Here is a 25490-nt window from a genome sequence, read left to right as displayed (position 1 = left end):
TAATGAAAAATAAAACAAAAAGGTTTCTTAATCTTTAGTTCTTTATGAACAACAACCACCAGCAAATATTTCTGCCGAATTTTTAGATTTAAATATTCGATGTTCTTTAAATTCTTGAGAATCAGGAGTTAAGGTCCAATTTTGATTAAAACTAGTATTAAAAGTCACAGAGTTTGGACTAACTTGACTTACAGTAATGGGCATAACAAGGTTTAATTTGTTTACAAAGTAGTATTCTTTATTTATTTCAAATTGATAGGGAAACATGAATTTACCTCCAAAATTATATGTCTTTATTATAGGTCAGCAAAGTTCTTTTGAAAACGGTTACCGTCAAATGTTTAAAAAATTTGAAAAGTTCATTATGTAATTTTAAGGGTCGCAATTATAGTTTAATTATGCTAAAATCTATATACTTATGTTTTTATAGAGAGGTGAAAATATCTTATGCGTGTAAATATCACACTTGAATGTACAGAATGTCATCATCGGAACTATTTAACTTCGAAAAATAAAAGAAATAACCCAGATAGATTAGAGAAGAAAAAATATTGTCCTAATGATCATAAAGTTACATTACATCGAGAAACAAAATAAAGCATAACTTTTATAGTTTTGCTTTTTAGTTGGAGAATTGTCCGAGCGGCTGAAGGAGCATGATTGGAAATCATGTATACGGGCTTTACCTGTATCGGGGGTTCGAATCCCCCATTCTCCGCTTCAGTGGTTGACATCGGTCACTGGTTTTTAGCAGTTCTTAAACTGCTTTTTTTATAAATTAACTGCTATGTTGCCCCAATGGCGGAATTGGCAGACGCGCAGCGTTCAGGTCGCTGTATGAGAAATCATGTGCAGGTTCGACTCCTGTTTGGGGCATATTAACAGGCTTTAGCCTGTTTTTTTTATTTAACGAAAGGGATAAATAAGTGAAAGATGTTACTGATAATGTACTAAAAAACGTAATTAAACCTCGTAAACAAGAAACTCATAAATATAATTATGGAAATGTTTTGCTGATTGGGGGAAATAAAAATTACGGCGGGGCAATTATCATGAGTGCTCAAGCTGCTGTTAATTCTGGTGCTGGATTAGTGACTGTTGCCAGCGATCCAATAAATATGACAAGTATTCATAGTGTAGTTCCTGAAGCAATTTTTCAAGATTACACTGATGGAAATAATTTAAAAAATTTAATAAAAAAAATGAACGTTGTTACAATTGGAACTGGGTTAGGTAATGAAGAACAGTCCTTAAAGATATTAAAACTTGTTTTTCAGACAATTAAGACCGACCAAGCTTTGATTATTGACGGTTCTGCCTTTTCGCTGATTGATGAACATAATTTAAAGTTACCTAATAGTAAGGTCATTTTAACTCCTCATCAAGGAGAGTGGGAAAGAATCAGTGGTATCCAGATAAAAGACCAAACCGTTGATAATAATGAAAAATTTCTAAAGACACTTTCAGAAAATAAAGTAGTTCTTGTTTTAAAAAAACACCGAACAGAAATTTACTATAGAGATCACGTTTGGAGAAATACTAGTGGCAATGCAAGTATGGCAACAGCCGGAATGGGGGATACATTAGCTGGAATGATCTCTGGATTTTGTGCTCAATTTCAAGATATGGAAGCATCTATTTGTGCAGCAGTTTATCTTCATGGATTGATTGGGGATAAATTGTCAAAAGAACAGTACGTGACAACTCCTTCAAAAATTTCACAATTAATTCCTTCAGAAATGAAATTTTATTCTGAAAATTGAGTGTTTATGTTATAATTTTTCTATATTAATTGCGGGTGTAGTTTAGTGGTAAAATTCCAGCTTCCCAAGCTAGCGTCGCGAGTTCGATTCTCGTCACCCGCTTTTTTTTATTTTTTGGAGGTTTTATGAGCTTAGATAGTGTAGTTACTAAAGAATTAAAAAGAGTTTTGGATTCCTATATTTCAGATGATGTTGAGGTTGATAAAATCTTAGAACGTCCTAGAAACTCTTCTTTTGGTGACTTTTCATTTCCGACATTTTCTTTTGCAAAAATTAAGCGTAAGTCTCCAAATGAAATTGCAAATGAAATTGTTGAACTCATAGATAAAAGTCTTTTTAAAGAAATTAGTATTGTTAATGGGTATATTAATTTTTCTGTTTTAAGAGAAAAGCCTTCCCAAGATCTCTTATCTTTAGTAAATAAAGAAAAATTGAATTTTGCTAATAATGACTTTGGTAAAGGACGCAATGTGACAATTGACATGTCTTCACCTAACATTGCAAAACCCATGTCAATGGGACATTTAAGATCAACAGTTATCGGTAACGCATTATCTAACATTGAAAAAAAATGTGGATATAATCCAATTAAGATTAATTTTCTAGGTGATTGGGGAACCCAATTTGGTAAATTGCTGGCAGCATACAAAATGTGGGGAGATAAAGAAAAGGTAGAACAAGACCCCATTGAAAATTTGCTTAAACTTTATGTCCGATTCAATAAAGAAGCTAAAGAAAACGAAAATCTTAATGATTTAGGACGAGCATGGTTTAAAAAACTTGAAGACGGAGATGAAGAAGCTAAAAGTCTTTGGGAATGGTTTAGGAAAGTTTCAATTCAACGTTTTGAAGAAATATATAAAGACTTGGATATTGACTTTGATTTGTACGATGGAGAAGCATTTTATAACGATAAAATGGGAGCAGTAATCGATACTCTTAAAGAAAAGAAGCTGCTAAAAGTGAGTCAAGGAGCACAAGTTGTTGATTTGAGCGACGAAGGATTTGAAAATCCAGTTTTAATTATTCGTAGTGATGGAGCAAGTCTATATACGACCCGCGATTTAGCAGCTGCTATTTATCGTAAAAAAAAGTTTAATTCTGTTAAATCAATTTATGTTGTCGGCAGTGAACAAAAGCAACATTTTGATGAATTAAAATCAGTTCTCAATAAAATGGGTTATGAGTGGGCTAAAGAAATCGTTTATGTTCCTTTTGGTTTAATAACATTTAACGGTAAAAAATTATCGACGCGTGAAGGAAGAGTGGTTTTATTAAATGATGTTTTAGATAAAGCCTATAAATTATCTCTCAAACAAATTGAGGAGAAAAATCCGACGTTAGATAAAAAAGATGATGTTGCACACCAAGTTGGATATGGAGCAGTTGTTTTTCATGATCTTAAAAATGATCGAATGGAAAACTTTGATTTTAAATTAGATGAAGTCGTTCAATTTGAAGGCGATACAGGTCCATACGTTCAGTATACGAATGCAAGATCTCAAAGTATTCTTCGAAAATCTCAAGAACTTAATATTTCTGTTAAGGATTATAAAAATATATTTGAAGAAGATACTGCATTCGCTATAATAAAACTGTTGGATCAATATCCAACAATTGTTAAGCAAGCAGAAAAAAATTATGAACCTTCTATCATTGCTAAATATTCTATTCAGTTAGCTAAGTCTTTTAATCATTATTATAAAAATGTTAGAATTTTAGTTGAAGATGATGAGCTTTATACTCGCTTACAGCTAGTTAAGGCTGTTAGTTATGTACTACAAGATTCTCTTAGCTTATTAGGTATTAAAGCTCCAGAACAAATGTAATTATTAATTTATGGAGTATCAAAATGAAAAAAGAAAAAAGACATGCGATTATTTCTCAAATTATTAGTGAGAATTCAATTGCAACTCAAGACCAACTTTTAAATATATTGCAAGAACAAGGAATTAAAGTTACTCAAGCAACTATTTCCAGAGATATCAGGGACATGCATATCACTAAATCTCCCGATTTTAATGGAAAATTACGTTTTGTAGTTTATCACCAAGACGATCGAAACCCAATTCAAAAATTATTGGATAATGCTCAAATTGTCGGTTTATCAATTACGCAAGTTCAATTTATTAATGTTATTAAAACAATTAAAGGTTCTGGTAATGCTTTTGGAGCTACAATTGATGAATTAAAGTTTCCAGAAGTTATAGGTACTATTGCTGGTCTTGATAGCGTAATAGTAATTTCTAAAGATGAAGCAGATGCGAAGAAAGTTTATGATGTTTTATCAGATTACATTAACGCCAAAGAATTAGAACCTTTATAGGGATAATTTTAGTGAAAAAAATTGTTAAAAAAACTCATCCAATTAAAATTACCTTTGCGGTAGTTTTATTTTTTTTAGTGTTGATATCTTCTTTTTTTACTTTTAAAGCTAAAACTGCAGATATAAAAGGAATGGAGACTTCATTAAGATTAAACACTTCAGTTTACGATAAAGATAATAAATATGCAGGAGCTCTATTAAACCGAAAGGGTAGGTACGTTAACCTCGATCAAATCAGTCCAAATATTGTTAATGCAGTTATTAACACTGAAGATCGAACTTTTTACAAAAATCCAGGTTTTAGTGTTACTGGGACGGCTCGAGCTGTTCTTGGGTATGTTGTTCATTTTGGACATGATTCTAGTGGAGGTGGAAGTACGATCAGTCAGCAATTAGTTAAAAACATGTTTTTAACTCAAAAGAAAACAATTGGTCGTAAAGCTGAAGAATTATTTTATTCAGTTCAATTGAATAAAGTTGAACCAAAGAAAAAAATACTAGAAATGTATTTAAATCATGCTTATTTTGGTTATGGAGTTTGGGGTGTTGAAAATGCTTCTTTAAGGTACTTTGGAGTTCATGCTTCGCAAGTATCTGTTGCCCAAGGTGCTGCAATATGTGCAATGTTAGCAAATCCTGGGCTTTACAATCCAATAAGTTACCCTGATTATGCTATAAAAAGAAGAAATGTTATTTTAAATTCAATGAAAGCTAATAAAGTAATTAACGAAAGCGATTACAATCAAGCAGTTAATGAAAAATCCAATATAACAAATAACTATACCCCGATTACTACTTACAATTTTCCGTCTTATTTTGACGCGGTAATTGAAGAAGCAAAACGTGATTATAAGATTTCCGAAGATGACCTCTTAAATGATGGTTATGTAATATATACGAATCTCAATCAAAGTATGCAAAGAAAAATGGAAAATTATTATTCCAGTGAATCTATTCTTCCTTGGGCTGGAAATACTCAAGCACAATCTGCATCAGTTGCTGTAAACGTTAAAACTGGTGGTGTTGAAGCATTAATTGGTAATGCTAATGACCAGAATCATCTTTTCTTAGAGTTAAATAGAGCAACTCAAATGTACCGGCAAGCTGGTTCAACGTTAAAACCAATTTCTGTTTATGCACCAGCATTAACAAAAGGGTATAAACCTGATTCAATGCTTCAAGATAAACTAGTCTCATATAATGGATATAAGCCTAAAAATTATAACAATTCTTATGCCGGAAGCGTCACAATGAATGATGCATTGACCAATAGTTTAAATGCTCCAGCAGTCTGGCTTCTTAATGAAATCGGACTAAACACCGGGGTCAATTCTTTAAATAAGTTTGGTTTTACAGTTAAAGAAAATCAAAAAGATTTAGGATTAGCACTGGGTGATTTAAATGTTACTCCTTTGCAAATTGCCCAAGCGTACCAAATAATCGCAAATAATGGTCTCAAACATAAAACACATTTAATTAATCGAATTGAAACTTCAAATGGAAAAGAATTGCGTAATTTTAACGATTTTTCAAAACCTGTAATTTCTCCGAAAGTAGTTAAAGAATTAACTCCAATGTTAAAAAATGTTTTTAATAACGGTACCGCAACGGAAGCAAAACCAAGTAATTTTGAAGTTGCTGGAAAAACTGGGAGCACACAGACCAAGGAAGGACAGGGAACTGCAACTAGAGACCAGTGGGTGGTTGGATATACGCCTGATATTTGTTTAACAACTTGGGTTGGATATGATAATCCAAATGATGAAAGAGTTTTGAACAATAGTAATTATGCAAATTGGACTTTTAAAAATATTTTGGAATCAATTTATTCTGATACACCCCAGACTTCTTTTTCAGATAATTCTTTTCCAAAAGAAAGGAAAAAGAAGGACTTTATTCAATCAAATATTGATCTTTATAACAAAGGCTTAGATAATCTTAAAAATGGAGTTTCTTCATTTTATCGTTCAGTAATAGATTTTTTTAAGTAACACATATATAATTTTTTTAGGAATAAAAAGGGGAGTATATATGAAATTTATTCATACAGCTGATTTACATTTAGATACACCTTTTCGCGGATTACAGATAGAGAATAAGGAAATCCTTAACAAAATTAAGAATTCAACTTTTAATGCTTTTAAAAATATAGTAGATATTGCTATTAAACAAGAGGTTGATTTTATCATCATAGCAGGTGATTTATATGACAGTGATGTTCAAAGTGTAACAGCACAGCTTTTTTTAAATGACCAATTTTTACGTCTAAAAGAAAAAAATATAACTGTATACGTTATTTTTGGAAATCATGATTTTTCAAATAGTCAGATCGGAAATTTTGAATTTCCTGATAACGTTTTTATATTTCCTGCTGAAGTTAAAAGTTTCTATCACACTGCAAAAGATGGAACTCGTGTAGAATTAGTAGGTTTTAGTTATCCTGATCGGTGGGTTAACGAAAATAAAGTTGAGCAATACCCAAAACCTCACTCTGATATTGATTACACGATTGGAATTTTACATGGAGCTTTAAAAACTGGTCATGATGATAACTATGCACCGTTTTCAAAAGATGAATTGTTAGAAAAAGGTTATGATTACTGGGCATTAGGTCATATTCATGAAAGACAAATCCTTAATGAAGATCCATATATTGTTTATCCAGGCAATCCTCAGGGTCGTAGTATCAAAGAAGATGGTTCAAAAGGATTTTACTTAGTAGAAACCAATAATAAAGAGACAGAAATAAACTTTTTACCTAGTGACGTAATTGAGTGGGATAAGGTTATTATTGACGGAAGATCGTTAGTATCAATGAGTGATGTTCAAAGGGAAATTGATTTAAATTTAAATGAATTATCAAAGACAGTTTCTCATTTCGTGTCAGTAATGATTAAAAATGCTAATAACTTACCGCTGACAGTTGTTAAATCAATTGAGGATGATTCATTTGCTGGGGGGATTGCACCGAAGAAATTCGAAGACAACTATAATATTGTTTTTAAAGTGTCAGTACAAATCACTAAAAGTGATGTTTTCTCAGAACTCGACCAAAGTTTTTGGAACCGAAGTGCTGATAAAATCTTTAGCTCAGAAAATCTTGAAAAAGAGGTTTTGCCTTTATTAAAGAATTATCGATTTCTTCAGGAATTAGTTCGAAATCCTGAATTTACATCAACTTTGCAAAATGAAACTTTTGAACTCATAAATGAAAGAAAGAGCGAGAACGATCAATTATGAAAATTAATAAAATCAATATTTTTGGTTTTGGTAAGTGGACAGATAAAAGTTTTGATGTTTCTGATGACTTCCATATTTTTTATGGTCTTAATGAAGCAGGAAAAACAACTCTCAGAGCATTTATAAGAGGTATTTTATTCGGATTTGGTAAAAAAACTGATACTGATAAATATAAACCTCGATTTGGTTCTTCGTTTGGTGGTGAACTTTATGTTACCCAGGATAATGTAGAATATATAATTCGAAGAGTTGGAGGGTTAAGAAGTAGAAGCGGCAGCGTTATTGTTACATCAAACGGTAAAGAATACGATGAAGATAAACTACGTGAACTTCTTGGAGCTGCTGACTTAAGTTTATATCAAAATATTTTTGAATTTGACGAAACTGCCTTAAATCGAGTTTTTAATTTAAAAAGGGATGATTTTACTGACCAAATCCTTCACATTGGGATGACGGGTTCTCAAGAGTGGCTTAAATTAAGTGATAATCTATCAAATGATGCCAGTTCAATTTTTAAACCTTCTGGAACTAAACCGCTCCTTAATGTAGCAATGAAAGAACATCGTGAGTTAGAAAGAGAAGTAGGAGAGGCTGCTCAAGAGAATAATAAATATATTCAATTAAAAAAAGAGAACGAAAAATTATCTCAAAAAAGAGAAAAAGTACATCAACAAATTGAAGATACGAACAATAATATTAAAAAACTTGAACAATTAAATAATAATTGGTCAAACTATCAGGAATATTTGGACCTTTCTAAGTCAATTTCTAATCGGCGAAATCTAGAGGTTGATCTTTATGATAATTTCCTGGAAGAAAAGAAAAAGTTTCAAACTGCAAAAGACGATTTAAAAACTGCAAAAGAGGAAGTTGATAAGATTACTGAAAGTACAATCACTAATAATCCTCGTTTTGCATTTTATTCGGACAATAAAACGGACTTTTCTAAACTATACGATGAACTTTCAGATATTACTCAAATAAGCAAGACAAATGAACAAATTAGTTCTAAAATCGAAGAATTACAAAAGGATCAAAGTGATTTACTAGTTAAAAATTCTTTTAAGCCTGAAACTGAAGAAATGTCCAAAGATGATTATCTACATGCTTTGGAAATAAAAAGAAACTACGATGAACTTCAGGATGTTCGAGTTAATTTACAAAATCAAACTTCTGTAAATGCTCTTAAAACAACTAAAGTTGCTGCTAGAAATAATTCTAAAAGAAATTGGACTCCAACAATTTTATGTCTTCTTATCGGAGTAATTGTTGGCATAATCGGGTTCTTTTTAGGTAATGTTGGACGTATTGTGAGTATTGCAGGGATTTCTGTTGGAATTATTGCATCATTGGCCAGCTATTACATGACACGACCGACATCCCAAATTGAATCACCAGATGGAGATGATTTCGAAGAAACCAAGGTCGAAGAAGAATTAACGCATGTTGATTCAAAAATGAAGGATATTGTTCGTGAGTTAACGGAGTTAAAAGATAAGTATCATTATGATTTTCCAATTGATACATTTATTGGTTTTCAATCGGATTTAAAAAAATTACATGAAGATATTTCTAAAGTGGAAATGCTCACCGAAGATCAAAAAAAATATCGAGAACAAATTATTGATTATATTGAGAAATTCAAATTTGCCAAAGATTGGATTCAAATAGATGCCAAAGATCTTGAGGGATCAATCGCTATAATAATAGACTTTTATAATGACATGAGTAATATTTCTACGATTAATGCTCAAAATGAAGAGAAAAAGAAGTTTTATAATACCAAAATTAATAAATTAAATTTTGAAATGGACGATGCCAATAAAGAAATGGCTAAACTATTAAAAGATAATGGTCTGCAGTCTGAAATGGAATTGGAAGTTTATCACCATGATCTTTTAAACAGAGAAAAGCAAAGAGAACAGCTTAAAATTTATGAAAATAATTTAAAAGATATCTTAAAAGAATTACAGAAATTTGATAATCATGAGCAGTTAGAATGGTCGATTGAACAAAATAATAAAGATCTTAAAGACCTGTCTGAACAAGAAAAAACAATTACTTCTTCGATTTTGGAAAATCGCAGTCAATTGCATGGAGTTGTTAATACTGAAAAATACGATGAATTAAGACAAGAACTCGCAAATCTGGAATCAAGAATCGAAAACCTTACAAAAACTTGGCTAACCAATTATTTAGGCGGTAATTGGATTAAAGAAGCTCTGGATGAAGCAACTCAAGAAAGATTCCCACAAATTATTAAACACGCGAGTAAATATTTTAATTTACTAACCGATGGCCGATATCTTTCTATTAATTTTGAAGGAGAATCTCTTAATGTAGAAAGAGTGGATGGACAAAATTTTGAAATTGCTCAACTATCCCAAGGAACTGCTGAACAATTATATGTTTCCCTTCGTTTTGCCTTTGCAGTAAACTTTCTGGATAAAATTGAACTGCCTTTAATTATTGACGATGCATTTATTAATTTTGACGTCGTTAGAAGAGCGAAAGTGATTGAATTAATCCAAAATTTAGCAAGTTCAACCCAGCTATTATTCTTTACAACAGATTTAGGTATTAGAAATCAATTTGTTTCATCAAATCATTTAACTGAATTAGTTGTTTAATTTTTAAACGTTTTGTTAGATACCAAAAAAGTGAAGTGCCTCATAATTACTAACGATTGTGAGGCACTTTTTATTCTGTCAAATTGAAATTTAAAATTGTTGAGGAATACTTTGAGTTAATAATAAATTTCAATCCGATCTTGGATTCGAACATTGAGCGTGTAATAATTTCTGTTTTCAATCTCCAGAAAAGACTATTCGATAAAACGATTATATATTTTGAAAGAATCCAAATTTTATTAGAAATTAAACAATCATAGAAAAAAGAAAAATTATAACTGAAGATCCAAAACAACTCCAAGTGTTTTTCGACTAAAAATTTTACGCTCAACAACATTTTTACAATCAAAAGGTACAATATTGTATTTTCTCAAAAAATCCGATCAATATTTATAAATGTTAGAAATTAAAGTTAATCATTACATAAAAAAACTTTTTCTGATTTGAACAAATTATTTATTAAAAAGCAAGCAAAAATAAGTTGCTAAAATACTAAAATGAAAATAAAAGTAATTTCATTATTGAGAGGGTTTTTAGATGAGTTGGAAAAAAGTCAGATTACCATTTCTTTTTATAATAGGATTAATGGTACTGTTGGCTTTTAGCCGTTTTATGCCAAAAGATAATAGTCGGGCTAGTGGTTTACCCTACATTCAAAGTAAAAATTCAGCTGATCTGTCTAATTCTTCAACTCAAAATGGAAAGTTAGTCTCGCAAGAACGGAGGAGGATTGAGCCAAGGATTCTTGGAAGTGTCGTCAAAACTAATGATTTTCGTTTAAAAGTCGATAGTCAAGTTAATAGCTCTAATCAGCCATTTGAAGTTTTAGATTGGGATAGTATTCCTGATGTAAATGATGGTTACTTAGTTCAGCGTACAACCGATCCGACTATTCCAGCAACTGATGTCGGGTGGACTAATCCGCCAACTAATTATGGAAAACAAGTTAAAATTTTAAATGTTTATCCGCCAGGAGGAAATTTTTTACAAGCCTGGATGAATCAGGATAACGGGTCTGGTCAACCAGTTTCAATGGGCCTAATTGAAGTTACACCCGTATTGTTGTCAGATTTCAATCAAAATCCCAATGGATATTTAAAAGATAGCTCGGGTAAATATCTTTACGATGGGATTTATTTTGGTTCAGAAGATGATAATGGGGGGTGGGTCGCTGGCGTTAATGATCTTACAGCACTATCTCAAAGCGCCGTCGCTGATTTTGGTGAGACCGGCAGATCAGTTATTTTTGGACACGATACAATATCGTATTGGAATCATCAATATTTTAATACTTTTGCCAATAAGCTCGGCTTATTGCTCGGAAGTAGACTGCCTCCAAACTATACAACAAACTCTTTAGACACAGTAGATTTACTGGTAGGGTCAACAAAGGTTCAGTTCGAGCAGGATGGCTTTTTAAATCGCTATCCTTATAACATGGATCCCAGTTTCACGTATACAATTCAAGCTAGCCATACTAGTGGACAATACTATACCTACAATCAAGGCGGAACTCGATGGATGAAGTTTCAAACACCTTTAACTTTCGGAGGAAAGCCTGACGGCCGAGTTTTTGACACAGGATTGGTTTATGACGATCAACATAATTTAATTGGAGATAATAACTACTATCTCGTGACAAAAAATAATTATGCGATGATTCAGACGGGAAATATCACGGGAGCATGTACGCCTGACGAGGCTAAGATTATTGCTAACATGCTTTACTATACAAGCACACTAAATACAACAACCCACGGTGAGGATCATACAGTTAAAGATAACGCTGCACCAAACATGCCATGGGCAAACGTGACTACTGATAGTAGTAAAGCAACTATTAATGTCGGTGCTAGTGATCAGGGAACTGATTATTTTTATCGAGTAAAGGCTAAAACTGCAAGTACAACAAAATATTCAGACGTTGTCAGATCTACCGTTACAAGTGGGGTTAAGGGATATATTTATCAAATTGATGATAACCCTAATGGCGTGGTAACACCCGTCAAAAACGCCAATGGTGAAGTTACTAATATTAACCTAATGCCAGATGGAACTGGTGTGGCAACACTTAATGTAACCCGTAACGATGGAGCTGGAAAATATCTACATGTCTTGGCTGTTGACAACAATAATAATTATGACCTTGCCAGAACTCAAACGATAAATTTAGGCAATTACCTGTGGTGGAACGTTGATAGTGCAGGAAATTTAACAATTTATCCACATGAGCTGAACTTAAACGTTGATTATGTTCTTGATCAATATGGTAATAAACGGTGGCCGTGGTTTGATCAAGTTAGTAAGGTTAAAAAAGCAATAATTAAACCAGGAGTGAGTGCCAGGTCGTCTTTAAAAGAATTATTTAGTTCTTTATATAATATGACTATTATTGAAGGACTGGAGCTAATCGATACGAGTAATGTTACCGATATGTCAAAAATGTTTAGCTATTGCCGCCTTTTAACGCAAGTTGATGTTAGTAAGTTAAAAACTGGTAAAGTAACCGATATGAGTTATATGTTTTATCAGTGTAATGTCTTACCTGTAATTGATGTCAGTGGTTTTGATACAAGTCAAGTTACAAATATGTATGAAATGTTCGAATATTGCGGGGCAGTAGAAACTTTGGCTGTTAATTCCTGGAATACGAGCAATGTTACTAATATGAGAGAACTTTTTTGCTACTGCGGAAATTTAAAGAATTTAGATGTAACCAATTTTAATACAAGTAAAGTTTTGACTATGCAAAGCATGTTCAATGGTTGTAGTAAATTAACGAGTATAGATGTCACTAAATTTGATACAGGTCAAGTTACTGATATGTCTGGAATGTTTATAGACTGCAGTTCTTTAACAAATCTTGATGTAACTCATTTTGACACCAAAAATGTAACAACTATGGATTCAATGTTTAGTGACTGTTCAAGATTAACGAGCCTTGATGTAACAAAGTTTAATACTAGTAAGGTTCATGGTATGGCTGGGATGTTTACGAGTTGTTCATCTTTAACGAGCCTTGATGTCACCAAATTTGACACTTCGCAAGTAGGGAATATGTATAATATGTTTCAAAATTGTAGTAGTCTGACAAGCGTTGATGTTACTCATTTTAATACTAGCAAAGCGTCCAATTTTCAAAAGATGTTTGATGGGTGTACAAACTTAAAAGATCTTGATGTGAGTCATTTCGACACCAGTCAATCAGAGGGCTTTATCTATATGTTTAGAAATTGCAGTTCCTTGAAGGTCCTTGATGTAAGTCACTTTGTTACAAGCAATGCCATTCAATTTGTATCGATGTTTGAAAATTGTTCTTCTTTAACCAGCTTAGACTTAAGTTTATTTGATACAAGTCGCTGTATTAATCAAGGAGATTTTCTTAAAAATACGCCCGCGCTTTGGAAATTGACTTTAGGGCCAAAATGCAATTTGGTTTTAAAACCTGTAGGAACTATGATGACCGATCCAACACCAGGAACAGAGATTGAAGATTTAGTAAATCAATCACCTGTATATTACTGTACTAGTCCGCGCTGGCAATTAGTTGATGTTGCTAAAGGAGGAGACGATCATAATGCATTAGGCGATTTTAAAACGGCCGCACAAATATACAGTGATTCTGGCATTGTGCACACGGACACTAGGACCTATGTTTGGGATCAAAGCGGCAAACAAACTCTAACAACTACTTCATATATTGAATTTGGAAGTCATCAATCTTCGGAAAAGATTGATTACCATAGTTCAGCGCAAAATTTCTCTGAATATGATAACCGTAATGTCCGACAAGGAAAAACTTGGAAGATTGAAGCGGCAGTAAGTAAAAAAATGCAGTTGGATACTGATTCAACTAAAATTATCGGGGGCAATCCGCTTTGGTTCAATGATACTGGCACCGGCAGTCAATATAATTTAACAACTATAGCGCAGCCGGTTTACACCGGAACTGCAGGTACAGGTTATCAAGAAACAAATTCTATTCCTTGGAGTTTAGATTTTAAAGCTAAACCCGTAGATATTCCGACCCATGGTCACTATACTGGGCAGGTTACGTTTACACTGGTAAATACTTCAGGTATTTAAAGGATTTACTCAATCAATTTAATTCTGTTTTGAAAATTAACCATCCAATATCAGTGTTAAAAGGAACCACCCAAAATTTTTACGTAGATTAAAATAACATAGATTTAATTAATTGTTTAACCGCTAAATAACAGAAAATCACTTTTTTTGAAAGGTGATTTTTTCATTGAAGTGAAAGTTTTATATAGATGAATTTTGTCGGAACCTATAGTAAATTGCAACAGACCCAAGCAGAAAACTCATAGTGAAAAATCTTTGGTAAATGTTGAAGACGACAGTCCAATTGATTAACCATCTCATTTCATAGCAGTTTCAGGTGTATGGACAAGGTAAAGCTGATGATTGGTTGAGAATTGGCCATATTTACCTTTTAACCGTTTATGACTCGCAATTCGATTTCCTTTAGGTCTTTGTTCAGTTTGTTCTGAACATGATTTGATATATACTCGTAGGGAACGCTATAAAATTGACTTTCAACGTTGACGTGGTAATCTCTTTGAAAAAAAGTTTTTTCCACCTTGTCATTTTGTAGGGTTCAACGGGTAATGTTTCAGGGCAAACTGTTCTTCTTTTTTGAATGCTGTTAACCTGCTGCCCGGTTTATATTTTTTATTAAAAGACCGCTCGTTGAACTCGCTAAGTTTCTGACGAACGGCTTTATTTATGTCTTCAAGCGTGAAGAATTGTCGGTTCCTTAAAGCAGCAATCACCCAAGTTGAAAGAATTCCCACTGACTTTTCGACACTTGGTTTATCTTTTGGTTTTCTCACTTTGGCTGGCATGGCGATTGTATTGTAGTATTCAGCTAAATCCCGATAAGTATTATTAAATGGCGGACTAATCTGATGAAGCTCAACCGGTTTGATGCCTTCTGTAATTTTTGGACGAGAATTACTTGTAACAGCAGCAATTTCTCTGCGAACTGTTCCTTGGCATGGAGTTCAAGAATTTTACGATAATGAATCAAAATACTTCTCACTGCATGGTCAATTTCTTCGCCACCTTTAAATGTTATGAGATGAATTTAATTCAAAAAAATACATCTAATAAATGCTATAAAATAAATACTATAATTTATACTTGTTATTAAATCAAATCGAAATTTAAAACAAAATTTTGAGGATAACACTACTTTAAATAGAGAACTTTATCAAAGTAAATTACCGCACAAAAAAAGCATTGATAAATTATCAATGCCTAAATTTAAAACTCTATAAAGTTAATTGCCAGAAGTTGAACCACCTTGTTGCTGTGTAGCACCTTGCTGGTTACTATTACTTTGAGTTTGATAGAATGAGGATAAAACATCTTTCATATCTTTATCAACAACTTTAGCATCAACTTCTTTTAATACCTTGCCATAAATTGGATTCATAACAGTAGTATCTCTTTGCCATTGGTTATAAATTTGATCAGTTAATTCTTTTTCGTGATCAGATAAATTACCTTTGCCAGGTTTATCTACTAACCTAATAAGGAAATAACCATTCCCGTTACCGTATTTAACTGGAGTCTTTGTATAATCTCCAACTTTAGCTAATTTACCAGCAGCAGAAACAAAGTTCGGATCTAATCCAGTTGAAGATGATTTAGGATCAAAAGGAGTAGTCTTTCCATCATTATTCTTAGAAGATGTATCTTTAGAATATTTCTTAGCTAATTTTGCAAAGTTCTTAGTAGTTGGATCAGCTTCAAATTCTTTTAATACATCTTTAGCTTTCTTTTCAGTATCAACTAAAATAAGTTGAACAGTTATTTTAGGGGAATAGTTCTTCCACGCATCTTTAAGAGCATCTTTAAACTTCTTACTGCTTTCAGGCTGTTTGTCTTTTAAAGCTTGAGTAGCTAATAAGCCATTACGAAGCACCTTCTTATAAGATGATTCAGTATAACCACTTTGCTTAAGCATACTAGGTAACGAAGAACCATATTGATCTTCAAGCTTTTTATATTGTTTATTAATATCTGACTGCTTAACCTTGCTGCCATATTTTTGCTCAAGAGCATCAGCCAACACTAGGTTCTGCAAAGTTGATTTCCCAGACTGTGATTCTTTTAAAGCTGTATAGTAATCATCCTGGGTAATTGTTTTACCTTTCATTGTAGCAACATTTTTACTGCCGCTAGAACAACCTACAAGCAGGAGTGAAACAGATAAAATCGTTCCTGCTAAAAACTTTTTTTGCATGTATGTACTTCCTAAATTAAATTTTTTCACAACAGAGTAAATTTTATCACAATTAAAAATATTACGCAAAATATACAAGATGTAGTTGGATTCTACTTTGTTAAAAGATGTATAATACTTTGTAAATGGTCATTAATTTCTTGAATTTCAAAATTTTCGGTATAAACAAATTCATTAATTTTTTTTGTTAAATCTTTAACAACTGGCATAACAATGGAGTTATTTTCTTTTTGAAGAATTTTGATTTTATCGTTAAGTTTTTTATACTTATCAAGTACCGTTTGAGAACTTTCAGAAAGTTCATTAATCCAATCGATATTATCTTTATTAGAAAAAAATTCGTAGATTTTATAGCCTGCCAAAGAAATACCAGAGATTATAATTAAATTTTTAATTTTCATTTTTTATTTTCTCCGACATCTTATTGGCAAGACCAGTTAAGTCATTTTCACTATATGACTTAGAATTATCTGTAAATTTTAAAGTGAAGGTATCCTTGTCATTATAGCGGGGTATAAAATGGATATGTGAATGAAAGACTGATTGTCCGGCAATAGTTCCATTATTATTAATGATATTTAATCCTTTTAGACCCGTTAGACTCTCTTCAAGTGTTTTTGCAATTAAAGGTACGGAACTAAAAACGTTTTTTGCAAGATTTTCATCGTATGCAAAAATATCCTGAACATGTTTTCTAGGAACTAAAAGTGTGTGTCCATATGTTGTTTGTGAGAGGTCCAAAAAAGAATAAACAAATTCATTTTCATAAATTTTGTAGCTAGGAACCTCTCCATTTATAATTTTACAAAAAATACAATCGTTCAAAATACACTCTCCAGTAGGTAAATTATATGTCACTTAAATTATTGCACGTGTCCGGGGGTTATTCAAATTTATTAATCATCCGTGACATTAGCTTTGAAATTAAAAAAGGTGAAGTTTTAGCTCTGATCGGGCTTAATGGAGCCGGTAAATCAACAACTATTAAACATATTTTAGGTCTTCTTACTCCGGCATCCGGCGAAATTACAATCGACGGATTATCTATTAAAGAAGATTTTTCGAACTATGAAAGTAAAATTGCTTATGTTCCAGAACAGCCCATTTTTTATCAACAACTGACTTTAAAAGAACATCTAGATCTAGTAATGGAAGTTTATCATTCAAATGATAAAGAAACAAAAGAAAGAGCTGATAATTTATTAGAAATGTTTCGCTTATCAGACAAGCTGGATTGGCTGCCCGTTCATTTTTCAAAAGGAATGCAGCAAAAAATGATGTTAACCAGTGCTTTCATGCTTGATCCTGAACTAATAATTATTGATGAGCCTTTTGTTGGCCTTGATCCAGTAGCAATTGATGACCTTTTGCATTTGATTAAACAAAGAAAAGACGAGGGCAAATCAATTTTAATGTCAACTCACATTTTAGCAAATGCACAAGATTTGGCTGATAAATTTGTTTTATTAAATCGTGGACGAATCAAAGCACAAGGTAATTTACAAGAAATTGGTCAAACTGTTGGGATGGAAAATGCTAGTCTCGAAGAGATTTATTTAAAAGTTGCAAAATCCGAGAATTCCAAATGAAAAAAATCTATCATAACCGTTTTCAAGAAAATTTAGCCAACAATAGTAAATACTTAAGGTATGTATTTAACGATCACTTTATTCTGATTTTATTTATTTTAATGGGATATTTAGCTTATCTTTATTCTCAAAATTTGAATTCAATTTTAAGCCTTAATCCGTACTTACTTAGGGCAATAATAGCTATTATTTTTTTTATTGAACTTAATAGTTTTAATTATGTAACTCTGCTTAAGAGGCCAGATCAGAGTTTTTTATTACCAGCTATTAGTAAATTTAAAGAAAATTTTGCATTTGCAACAACTTACAGTATGGCTCTACCGACCATTACTTTTGCTTTAAGTAGTTTAGCTGTATTTCCAATTATTAATAAACTAGATCATACCCATGGTCCTTTTGTTTGGATATTGATTTTAGCTGGACTCATTTGCCTGCAGTTAGCATTATTTAATAGCTTTAAAAGTAAAATTTATGGCAAATTTTCTGGATTAAAATTTAACATATCAATTTTATTTTTGAATTTAATTGTCATGATTCCTATCGTTGTTGGAAAATATTATTTATTTTTAGGATTATCCTTCTTGTATTTAATCTTATCGGCTGCAATTGATAAGATTAAAAAAGAATCAATCTTTAAAGTTGATTTTTCGATTGATTCCGAAATAAGGAGACAAAGTCGAATTAATAAATTTTATTCACTGTTTGTTGATTTGCCAGACAGTGAAATTCAAATAAAGAGAAGAAAATATTTAGATTTCGTTAAGTCTAATAAATCTTCTCAAAAGAATTTATTTTGGAAAACTTTTTTAAGAGCTGGAAACTACCTTGGCCTTTTTTTGAGATTACTTTTGATTAATGTAATTATTTTGCTTTTGTTTAGAAATTCTATCTTTTCATTAATTTTAAGTTTCATATTGCTATATTTATTGCTTTTTCAGTTAATTCCAATTTATCAGCAAGTGATTTCAAATTTTTGGTTTAGAATATTCCCGACAAAGAAAAGCAATTGGATTAAATTATTCCAAAAATTTTTGATTGAGATAGGTGTGACTTATACAATTATAAATTCATTAGTAATGATGGATAATTACCATTATAATTTTATTAATGCGTTTATCTTTTTGGGAGGTGGAATTGTTTTTACAATTTTAATTACTAAACTTTACATTACTTCTAGAATAAGGAAAATTTTTAACCATTGAGAATGAAAAGAAAGCCGTGGGCTGACGAATTATACGAACAAAATCAAAATTTTTATAAAAAATTCCCTTACGACATTAAAGGAAATTGGCATAACTTTTTTGGTAACGATAAACCAATTGAATTAGAGATTGGTTCAGGGAAGGGTGGCTTTATCACTCAATTAGCCAAAATTCATCCTGAAAAAAATTTTATTGCCTTAGAAATTAATGAAATGGCTTTAGCTTATCTGTTAAGAAAACAATTTGAACTTAAGCTGCCTAATTTGTTTTTAATTATTGGAGACGCGAAAGAAGTTGATCAATATTTTGAAAAACAAGAAATCAACAATATTTACTTAAATTTTTCAGATCCATGGCCAAAGTCTAGACACGAAAAAAGACGATTAACTTCTCCAGGATTTTTAGATCGTTATCAAAAAATTTTGAATAAAAATGGAAAGTTGACATTTAAAACTGATAATCAAAGTTTATTTATCTATTCGATTAAAACTATTGCCAATAAATCAGAAGCAATAATTGATAAACTTACATTTGATTTACACAACAGTGAATTTGTAAAAGAAAACGTAGAAACAGAATACGAAATTAAATTTTCAAAAAAAGGTGCCCCTATTTATATGTTAGAAGCCCATTTTAAAAAAGGAGATAAAGATGAATAAATTTAGCGGAAATGAAGGAGACTTAAATCAAGGTCTGAATATTTTAGTATTTACGGCTGACTGGTGCGGTGATTGCAAGTTTATTAAACCTTTCATGCCATTAGTAGAAAAAGAATATTCTCAATTTAATTTTATTGAAATTGATATTGACCAACACAAAGAATTAGCAGAAAAAATGTCGGTTAAGGGAATTCCGAGTTTTATAGCTCTTAACAATGGTGAAGAAATTGGAAGATTTGTTAACGGAGATCGAAAAACAAAGGAAGAAATAGATCAATTTATTAGTGGGTTAAAGTATAAATGATAATTGCAAGTATTAATCAACCAGCTTTTGGGGACAGCATTTGGCTTGATTTTAGTAAAAATTCAGATACTGATTTCAAAGTTTATAAAAAAGAAGATATCGTAGTTATTGAAGATTCTAATGATAAATTGATTGGTCTCAATTTATTAAATTGGAGTAATAAATTAAACATAAATAAGAATAGTGGTTTTATTCCGATTTCAAGCGATGAAATTGAACTTATTTCCCAAAAATTGCCTGAATTTAAGGATTTTTTAATTTCTGAGTTAAAGAGGCCTTACTTTGTAGTAGGTGTTATTAAAGAAATAAAAGAACATCCAAAACTTCAAAAGCTAAAGATTATCAAAGTTGAAATTGGTCAAAAAGAGCTTCTTCAATTAGTTTCAGGATCGATCAATTTAAAAGTTGGTCTTAAAACCGTAGTTGCCCAAACTGGAGCAATTATGCCAAATGGCAGCAAAATATTGGCTTCAAAAATAGGGGGAATTGAAAGCCCTGGAGCACTATGTAATCGAGCTGACTTAAATTTAAGTTCCCCTGAAATTAAAGGAGCTATTGAAATTGATGATTCAAGTATTCAACCAGGAAGTGACTATGCTTCTGTTGAAAATATCATTTACTAAGAGGACAAAATGATCGATCGTAATGGAAATTATTTTATTATTGGAATTAAAGGCTCTGGTCTTAGCGCATTAGCTGCAATCATGCAAAATGATGGACTGAAAGTTGCTGGTTCTGATATTCCAGATTATGTCTTTACCCAAGATAAATTAGAAGAAGAAGGAATTCCTGTTTATCCCTTTGATCCAGATAATATTAAGGTTGGGCAAATCATAATTCAGGGAAATTCTTTTAATGAAAACCACCCCGAAGTTAAAAAAGCTCAAGAATTGGGTTTGCCAATAATGCGCTATCATGAATTCTTAGGGGAATATCTCAAAGATTATACTTCGATCGGAGTTTCAGGAGCCCACGGAAAAACTACAACGACGGGTTTGCTTTCTAATATTTTAAATAAAAAAGAAAAAATTAATTATTTGATCGGCGATGGATCTGGACAAGGAAATCCAAAATCTAATCTTTTTGTTTTTGAAGCAGATGAATATGAACGCCATTTTACAAAATATTATCCAGATTATTTAATTATCACAAATATTGACTTTGATCATCCGGACTATTTCAAAGATCTCTCTGACGTAGTAGATGCTTTTAATACAATTGCGAACCAAACAAAAAAATTAATTGTGGCTTTTGGTGATGATTCAAATACTCATAAATTAGAAACTAATTGTCCGATTAAATATTTTGGATTTAAACTGGAAAACCAAGTCCAAATTGTTATTACGGAAAGAAAGACTAATACAACTATTTTTAAACTAGTTGAAAAAGATCAAACGTTAGGGACGTTTGAAACAAGTTTACCTGGACATCAATATGTTATTGATACTGCTGCTGCCATTTTGATTGCAAAAGAGTTAAAGCTTTCTAATAAGCTCATTCAACAACAAATTAGTAATTTTAAAGGAGTAAAAAGACGATTTAATATTTCTAATTTTAAAGATGTAACTATAATAGACGATTATGCTCATCACCCTAATGAAATTGCAGCTTCTATCGATTCTGCCCGTCAAATGTTTCCAAATCAAAAATTGACGGTAGTTTTTCAACCACATACTTATACAAGAACTGCTAAATATTTAAATGATTATGGAAAAGTCTTATCTGCTGCAGATAAAATTTTTATTACTGATATTTTTTCTTCTCCTCGAGAAAAATCAGGCAGTGTGACTAACAAAGATATCGTTAATTTGATCGGAAATAAAGCAGAGACTATCAGAACTGATGACCTCGAACATTTAACTCAAATAAAAAACGGAGTTATTTTATTTATGGGAGCAGGAGACATTCAGAAATATGAAAAAGCTTATTTAAAAGATTACCGTTCTTAAGACTGATTGACTTTAATAACTAATTAGGTAGAATTTACTTATCGGAGGTAAGTGTTTATGCAAAATGATCCTTATAATAACAATGAAGACCGGATAGTTGGAAATCGAGATCAACAGACGGGTGGTCCAAAAATACGAGTAAACAGTGAACATGATTCTGAATTATCTAAATATTTTGGTTTAGTTTATATGATCATGTTTGCTGGAGTTGCGATCACCACATTTATTTCTTGGCTCCTTGCTTATCCTTTAAGAGAAACATTCGTTGATTTTTTGTATAAGGGAGGCACTTTTGCAATTTTACTTGTTACATTTGCTCCCTTAGTTTTAGTTTTTGTGATGGGACATAACGCTCGTAAAGATGCCTCTAAAACAGTAAATTTAGCAATATTTTTTATTATGTCGGCGTGCTATGGTATTACTTTATCTGTCACTTTAATGGCAAGTAATGTAGGAAGTATTGTTAATGCCCTTGGAGTAACTGCAATTATATTTTTATTGATGTCTATTGTAGGAAGGAATACAAAAAATGACCTACAAAGAGGCCGAAGAACGGCGATGATAATTTTAATAGGTGTCATTGCCATTTCAATAATTAATATATTTTTACGTTCGACAATGATGGAATGGATTATTGATTATGCAATCTTAGGAATCTTTACATGGCTAATCGCAAGTGACCAACAAAATATAAAAACTACTTATTATCAATTACAGGATAGTGGTGCATCAAGCACCACGATGTCAAATTATGCAACATGGTCAGCTTTGGATCTTTATCTTGATGTATTAAATATTTTCATGGTTTTAATTGAAATATTTGGTGGCGGGAATAGCCGTAATTAGCACGTTTTTTGTTTAAAGGCGAAAATTTCTTAAAGAAATTTTCGCTTTTTTTAACCTTTAACAGAATTTTTCGATACAATAAAGCTATGACTAAAGAAAAATTACTGCTACTTGATGGCAATTCACTTACTTATCGTTCCTTCTTTGCGTTAAATGTTAAAAACTTTACCAATCACGAAGGAATCCCTACTAACGCAATATATGGATTAAAAAGAATTTTAGATTCAATTATGAAGGAAGTTAAACCAACAAACGTTTTGGTTGCTTTTGATGTTTCTGATAAAACATTTAGAACTAGAATGTACGCTGATTATAAAGGTTCTAGGTCAAAAATGCCTGACGAATTATCAATACAATTCCCATATGTTTTTGAAATGCTTAAATTATTAGGTATAAAAACATATCAGCTTTCTGACTATGAGGCTGACGATATCATTGGAACATTAGCAAAAAAAGCTAATACTAATGGTATTGATGTTGCTATTGTTACAGGAGATCGTGACTTAACTCAATTAGTCCGCGAAAATTCAACGGTTTTTATTACCCAAAAAGGGTTTAGTAATTATGAAACATATACTCCTGAACACTTGAAAGAAAAACTAGGAATAAGTCCTCAGCAAATAATTGATATGAAAGCTTTGACGGGGGACACTTCAGATAATTATCCTGGTGTTCAAGGAATCGGTGAAAAAACTGCCTTAAAATTATTAAAACAATTTCCTAGTGTTGAAGAAATTTACGATCATATTGATGAACTAAAAAAAAGTAAAATGAAAACAAATTTACTTCGTGATCGTGAACAGGCATTCAGGGCTAAACAACTTGCAACTATTAACACTGATTCGCCAGTTAAAATAACGATTGATGACACAAAAATTCAACCAATTGATGAGGAAAATTTAAACAAATTTTTTAAAAAACTAGATATGAAATCTTTTATTTCAAGCTCTAATAATTTAAAGAAAATAGAAAAGAAAGTTCCTCCATATAAAGTTTTAAATAGTGAAAATATTGACGAAGTTAAAGATTTAAAAGAACCATTAATATATTTTGAAACTTTCGATAGTAATTATCATCAAGCTGACATCAAAGCATTTATTATCTCTGAAAGAGATAAAATTTTTGTAAGCAAAGATTTAAAAAATTTAAATGATGATCTCATTTCACATTTCTCTAAGATCTGGACCTTTGATGCTAAAAAAACATTTATTTTAGCTAATCGCTATCATCTTTCTTTACCTAAAATCGGTTATGATCTCATGATTTCTTCTTATGTCGATGACTCAGGTCATAGCAATGAAGGCCTTACGGCTACAATTAATGATTATTTTGATGATTTTATTTTATCTGATGACGTTGTTTATGGTAAAGGCGTTAAAATTGCAATGCCGGAAAATGATAAATCATTATACGAACATTTAGTTAAAAAAGCTGAAGGGTATTTTTTAAGTAAAGATGTTGTCGATGCTCATCTAAGGATGCATGAACAAGAACGGCTTTTAAATGAGATCGAATTACCCCTTTCGATGGTTTTAGCAAAGATGGAACTGGAAGGGATTAAATTAAATAAATCTGAACTTAAGAGCATGGGAAAAGAATTTGATTTTAATATAACTGATCTTCAATCAAAAATTTATACTGAAGTTGGTCAAGAATTTAATTTAAATTCACCGAAACAATTGGCTGACATTCTCTTTAATGTTATGAAATTGCCACCTTCAAGAAAAACTAAGACCGGATATTCTACTTCTGTAGATGTACTGGAAGAATTACGACCCCATTCACAAGCTGTTGGTTGGATTCTTGATTACCGACAACTCGCAAAATTAAAATCTACTTACATTGACGGATTACAAAAATTTGATTTTGGTGATGGGATAGTTCATACAAGATTTTTACAAACTATGACCTCAACCGGTCGACTTTCTTCAGTTGATCCGAATTTGCAGAATATTCCTGCTCGCGGCTCTGGAAAAATAATCAGAAAAGCATTTACTTCAAGACAAAATGGTTGGAAATTGTTCTCTTCAGATTATTCTCAAATTGAATTAAGAGTTTTGGCACATATTTCTGGAGATCCAAATATGATTAAAGCCTTTGAAGACGATCGAGACATCCATCAAGCGACTGCCGAAAAAATATATCACTTAGAACCTGGATCTGAAATAACGCCTGATATGAGAAGAGTTGCTAAAGCAACTAATTTTGGTATCGTATACGGAATTTCTGATTATGGGTTAGCTAAGAATATTGGCGTAACCAGAAAAGATGCTGCAGCATTTATTCAAGCTTACTTTGAACAATATCCAATGGTTAAAACATTTATGGATAATTCAGTAAAATTTGCAAGAGAAAAAGGATACGTTGAAACTTTATCATTAAGGCGTCGATATTTACCGGATATTCATGCTAAGAATTTTAATTTAAGACATTTTGCTGAAAGAACTGCAATGAATACACCAATTCAAGGCTCCGCTGCGGATATAATTAAAATAGCAATGATTAGTATTCAAAATTATCTTAATGAACACCAGTTAGAGACTAAAATGATTCTCCAAGTTCACGATGAATTAACCTTTGAAGTAGCACCTGGAGAAGAGGATTCGATTAGTTCAATCGTACCGAAATTAATGGATTCTGCATTTAAATTAAAAGTTCCACTTAAGGTGGAAAGTCATTTTGGTCAAACCTGGTTTGATGTACATTAG

At 31.7% G+C, this 25490-nt stretch carries 23 protein-coding genes and 3 tRNA genes; 20 read left to right on the top strand and 6 right to left on the bottom strand.

The features are described 5' to 3' along the window. Positions 1–42: 42 nt before the first annotated feature. Entirely contained in the window at positions 43–267 is a 225-nt protein-coding gene (locus R8749_RS04905) for a hypothetical protein (protein ID WP_317698350.1), read from the bottom strand. A gap of 180 nt (positions 268–447) precedes the next feature. Here R8749_RS04905 and rpmG point away from each other — a divergent pair, with 180 nt between their 5' ends. The 11 genes from rpmG to R8749_RS04850 all read left to right on the top strand — a co-directional run bounded on the left by rpmG (position 448) and on the right by R8749_RS04850 (position 14045). After that, positions 448–597 (top strand): 50S ribosomal protein L33, encoded by a 150-nt coding sequence (gene rpmG, locus R8749_RS04900; protein WP_317698349.1) that lies wholly within the window; start codon positions 448–450, stop codon positions 595–597. Between the two features lie 31 nt (positions 598–628). Continuing rightward, positions 629–718 (top strand) — tRNA-Ser (locus tag R8749_RS04895). A gap of 74 nt (positions 719–792) precedes the next feature. Then, positions 793–876: transfer RNA gene (locus tag R8749_RS04890), tRNA-Leu, on the top strand. A gap of 50 nt (positions 877–926) precedes the next feature. Further along, positions 927–1763 (top strand): NAD(P)H-hydrate dehydratase, encoded by an 837-nt coding sequence (locus R8749_RS04885; RefSeq protein WP_317698348.1) that lies wholly within the window; start codon positions 927–929, stop codon positions 1761–1763. A 31-nt stretch (positions 1764–1794) separates the two neighbouring features. After that, positions 1795–1865, top strand: a tRNA-Gly gene (locus R8749_RS04880). 23 nt (positions 1866–1888) lie between these two features. Further along, the gene (gene argS / locus R8749_RS04875; protein WP_317698346.1) at positions 1889–3592 is read left to right on the top strand and encodes an arginine--tRNA ligase; all 1704 of its coding nucleotides are present in this window, start codon (positions 1889–1891) and stop codon (positions 3590–3592) included. A 23-nt stretch (positions 3593–3615) separates the two neighbouring features. Next, positions 3616–4089 carry an arginine repressor gene (locus R8749_RS04870; RefSeq protein ID WP_317698344.1) on the top strand — a complete coding sequence of 158 codons (474 nt, stop codon included), beginning with the start codon at positions 3616–3618 and terminating at the stop codon, positions 4087–4089. A gap of 11 nt (positions 4090–4100) precedes the next feature. Continuing rightward, positions 4101–6080: a transglycosylase domain-containing protein gene (locus R8749_RS04865; RefSeq protein ID WP_317698343.1), complete on the top strand. Its 1980-nt coding sequence runs from the start codon at positions 4101–4103 to the stop codon at positions 6078–6080. A 40-nt stretch (positions 6081–6120) separates the two neighbouring features. Continuing rightward, positions 6121–7329, top strand: a complete 1209-nt coding sequence (locus R8749_RS04860; RefSeq protein WP_317698341.1) for a metallophosphoesterase family protein — start codon at positions 6121–6123, stop codon at positions 7327–7329. Beyond that, positions 7326–9959, top strand: a complete 2634-nt coding sequence (locus tag R8749_RS04855; protein ID WP_317698340.1) for an ATP-binding protein — start codon at positions 7326–7328, stop codon at positions 9957–9959. Before R8749_RS04860 ends, R8749_RS04855 begins: the two co-directional genes overlap by 4 nt. A 537-nt stretch (positions 9960–10496) precedes the next feature. Next, positions 10497–14045, top strand: a complete 3549-nt coding sequence (locus R8749_RS04850) for a BspA family leucine-rich repeat surface protein (protein ID WP_317698338.1) — start codon at positions 10497–10499, stop codon at positions 14043–14045. Positions 14046–14415: 370 nt separating this feature from the next. Here the strand turns inward: R8749_RS04850 and R8749_RS10800 are convergent, their stop codons facing one another. Next, positions 14416–14562 carry a Mu transposase domain-containing protein gene (locus R8749_RS10800; protein ID WP_425613212.1) on the bottom strand — a complete coding sequence of 49 codons (147 nt, stop codon included), beginning with the start codon at positions 14560–14562 and terminating at the stop codon, positions 14416–14418. A gap of 4 nt (positions 14563–14566) precedes the next feature. Beyond that, positions 14567–14827 carry a hypothetical protein gene (locus R8749_RS04845; RefSeq protein ID WP_317698337.1) on the bottom strand — a complete coding sequence of 87 codons (261 nt, stop codon included), beginning with the start codon at positions 14825–14827 and terminating at the stop codon, positions 14567–14569. An 82-nt stretch (positions 14828–14909) separates the two neighbouring features. On the opposite strand from R8749_RS04845, the gene R8749_RS04840 reads away from it, so the two are divergent. Next, positions 14910–15053, top strand: a complete 144-nt coding sequence (locus R8749_RS04840) for a hypothetical protein (protein WP_317698335.1) — start codon at positions 14910–14912, stop codon at positions 15051–15053. A 211-nt stretch (positions 15054–15264) separates the two neighbouring features. Here the strand turns inward: R8749_RS04840 and R8749_RS04835 are convergent, their stop codons facing one another. From R8749_RS04835 to R8749_RS04825, 3 genes are all read right to left on the bottom strand, one after another. Further along, the gene (locus R8749_RS04835) at positions 15265–16233 is read right to left on the bottom strand and encodes a peptidylprolyl isomerase (protein ID WP_317698334.1); all 969 of its coding nucleotides are present in this window, start codon (positions 16231–16233) and stop codon (positions 15265–15267) included. Between the two features lie 92 nt (positions 16234–16325). After that, positions 16326–16634 carry a hypothetical protein gene (locus tag R8749_RS04830; protein WP_317698333.1) on the bottom strand — a complete coding sequence of 103 codons (309 nt, stop codon included), beginning with the start codon at positions 16632–16634 and terminating at the stop codon, positions 16326–16328. Then, complete coding sequence (locus R8749_RS04825) at positions 16624–17058, bottom strand: HIT family protein (RefSeq protein WP_317698331.1); 435 nt, start codon at positions 17056–17058, stop codon at positions 16624–16626. Before R8749_RS04825 ends, R8749_RS04830 begins: the two co-directional genes overlap by 11 nt. 26 nt (positions 17059–17084) lie before the next feature. Between R8749_RS04825 and R8749_RS04820 the strand changes: the two genes are divergently transcribed. The 8 genes from R8749_RS04820 to polA all read left to right on the top strand — a co-directional run bounded on the left by R8749_RS04820 (position 17085) and on the right by polA (position 25490). Next, positions 17085–17822: an ABC transporter ATP-binding protein gene (locus tag R8749_RS04820; protein WP_317698329.1), complete on the top strand. Its 738-nt coding sequence runs from the start codon at positions 17085–17087 to the stop codon at positions 17820–17822. Further along, positions 17819–19024 carry an ABC transporter permease gene (locus R8749_RS04815; RefSeq protein WP_317698328.1) on the top strand — a complete coding sequence of 402 codons (1206 nt, stop codon included), beginning with the start codon at positions 17819–17821 and terminating at the stop codon, positions 19022–19024. Before R8749_RS04820 ends, R8749_RS04815 begins: the two co-directional genes overlap by 4 nt. Continuing rightward, positions 19021–19683 carry a tRNA (guanosine(46)-N7)-methyltransferase TrmB gene (gene trmB / locus R8749_RS04810; RefSeq protein WP_317698327.1) on the top strand — a complete coding sequence of 221 codons (663 nt, stop codon included), beginning with the start codon at positions 19021–19023 and terminating at the stop codon, positions 19681–19683. The genes R8749_RS04815 and trmB overlap by 4 nt, the downstream gene beginning before the upstream one ends. Continuing rightward, positions 19676–19987: a thioredoxin family protein gene (locus tag R8749_RS04805; protein WP_317698326.1), complete on the top strand. Its 312-nt coding sequence runs from the start codon at positions 19676–19678 to the stop codon at positions 19985–19987. The genes trmB and R8749_RS04805 overlap by 8 nt, the downstream gene beginning before the upstream one ends. Continuing rightward, entirely contained in the window at positions 19984–20610 is a 627-nt protein-coding gene (ytpR, locus tag R8749_RS04800; protein ID WP_317698325.1) for a YtpR family tRNA-binding protein, read from the top strand. Before R8749_RS04805 ends, ytpR begins: the two co-directional genes overlap by 4 nt. 9 nt (positions 20611–20619) lie before the next feature. Next, a complete protein-coding gene (murC, locus tag R8749_RS04795; RefSeq protein WP_317698324.1) occupies positions 20620–21936 on the top strand; it encodes a UDP-N-acetylmuramate--L-alanine ligase in 1317 nt (438 codons plus the stop codon). 57 nt (positions 21937–21993) lie between these two features. Further along, positions 21994–22782, top strand: coding sequence for a Bax inhibitor-1/YccA family protein (locus tag R8749_RS04790; protein WP_317698323.1), 789 nt, complete (start codon positions 21994–21996; stop codon positions 22780–22782). Between the two features lie 86 nt (positions 22783–22868). Then, entirely contained in the window at positions 22869–25490 is a 2622-nt protein-coding gene (gene polA / locus R8749_RS04785) for a DNA polymerase I (RefSeq protein ID WP_317698322.1), read from the top strand.

Source organism: Xylocopilactobacillus apis, assembly GCF_033095965.1.
In the GTDB taxonomy this organism is placed as follows: domain Bacteria; phylum Bacillota; class Bacilli; order Lactobacillales; family Lactobacillaceae; genus Xylocopilactobacillus; species Xylocopilactobacillus apis.
This window is presented reverse-complemented; position numbering and strand designations above follow the sequence as displayed.

Coding starts and splice junctions, on each gene's coding strand:
- R8749_RS04905 (WP_317698350.1), bottom strand. CDS start 267: ATGTTTCCCTATCAATTTGAAATAAATAAAGAATACTACTTTGTAAAC.
- rpmG (WP_317698349.1), top strand. CDS start 448: ATGCGTGTAAATATCACACTTGAATGTACAGAATGTCATCATCGGAAC.
- argS (WP_317698346.1), top strand. CDS start 1,889: ATGAGCTTAGATAGTGTAGTTACTAAAGAATTAAAAAGAGTTTTGGAT.
- R8749_RS04870 (WP_317698344.1), top strand. CDS start 3,616: ATGAAAAAAGAAAAAAGACATGCGATTATTTCTCAAATTATTAGTGAG.
- R8749_RS04860 (WP_317698341.1), top strand. CDS start 6,121: ATGAAATTTATTCATACAGCTGATTTACATTTAGATACACCTTTTCGC.
- R8749_RS04855 (WP_317698340.1), top strand. CDS start 7,326: ATGAAAATTAATAAAATCAATATTTTTGGTTTTGGTAAGTGGACAGAT.
- R8749_RS04850 (WP_317698338.1), top strand. CDS start 10,497: ATGAGTTGGAAAAAAGTCAGATTACCATTTCTTTTTATAATAGGATTA.
- R8749_RS04845 (WP_317698337.1), bottom strand. CDS start 14,827: ATGCCAGCCAAAGTGAGAAAACCAAAAGATAAACCAAGTGTCGAAAAG.
- R8749_RS04840 (WP_317698335.1), top strand. CDS start 14,910: ATGCCTTCTGTAATTTTTGGACGAGAATTACTTGTAACAGCAGCAATT.
- R8749_RS04835 (WP_317698334.1), bottom strand. CDS start 16,233: ATGCAAAAAAAGTTTTTAGCAGGAACGATTTTATCTGTTTCACTCCTG.
- R8749_RS04830 (WP_317698333.1), bottom strand. CDS start 16,634: ATGAAAATTAAAAATTTAATTATAATCTCTGGTATTTCTTTGGCAGGC.
- R8749_RS04820 (WP_317698329.1), top strand. CDS start 17,085: ATGTCACTTAAATTATTGCACGTGTCCGGGGGTTATTCAAATTTATTA.
- R8749_RS04815 (WP_317698328.1), top strand. CDS start 17,819: ATGAAAAAAATCTATCATAACCGTTTTCAAGAAAATTTAGCCAACAAT.
- R8749_RS04805 (WP_317698326.1), top strand. CDS start 19,676: ATGAATAAATTTAGCGGAAATGAAGGAGACTTAAATCAAGGTCTGAAT.
- ytpR (WP_317698325.1), top strand. CDS start 19,984: ATGATAATTGCAAGTATTAATCAACCAGCTTTTGGGGACAGCATTTGG.
- murC (WP_317698324.1), top strand. CDS start 20,620: ATGATCGATCGTAATGGAAATTATTTTATTATTGGAATTAAAGGCTCT.
- R8749_RS04790 (WP_317698323.1), top strand. CDS start 21,994: ATGCAAAATGATCCTTATAATAACAATGAAGACCGGATAGTTGGAAAT.
- polA (WP_317698322.1), top strand. CDS start 22,869: ATGACTAAAGAAAAATTACTGCTACTTGATGGCAATTCACTTACTTAT.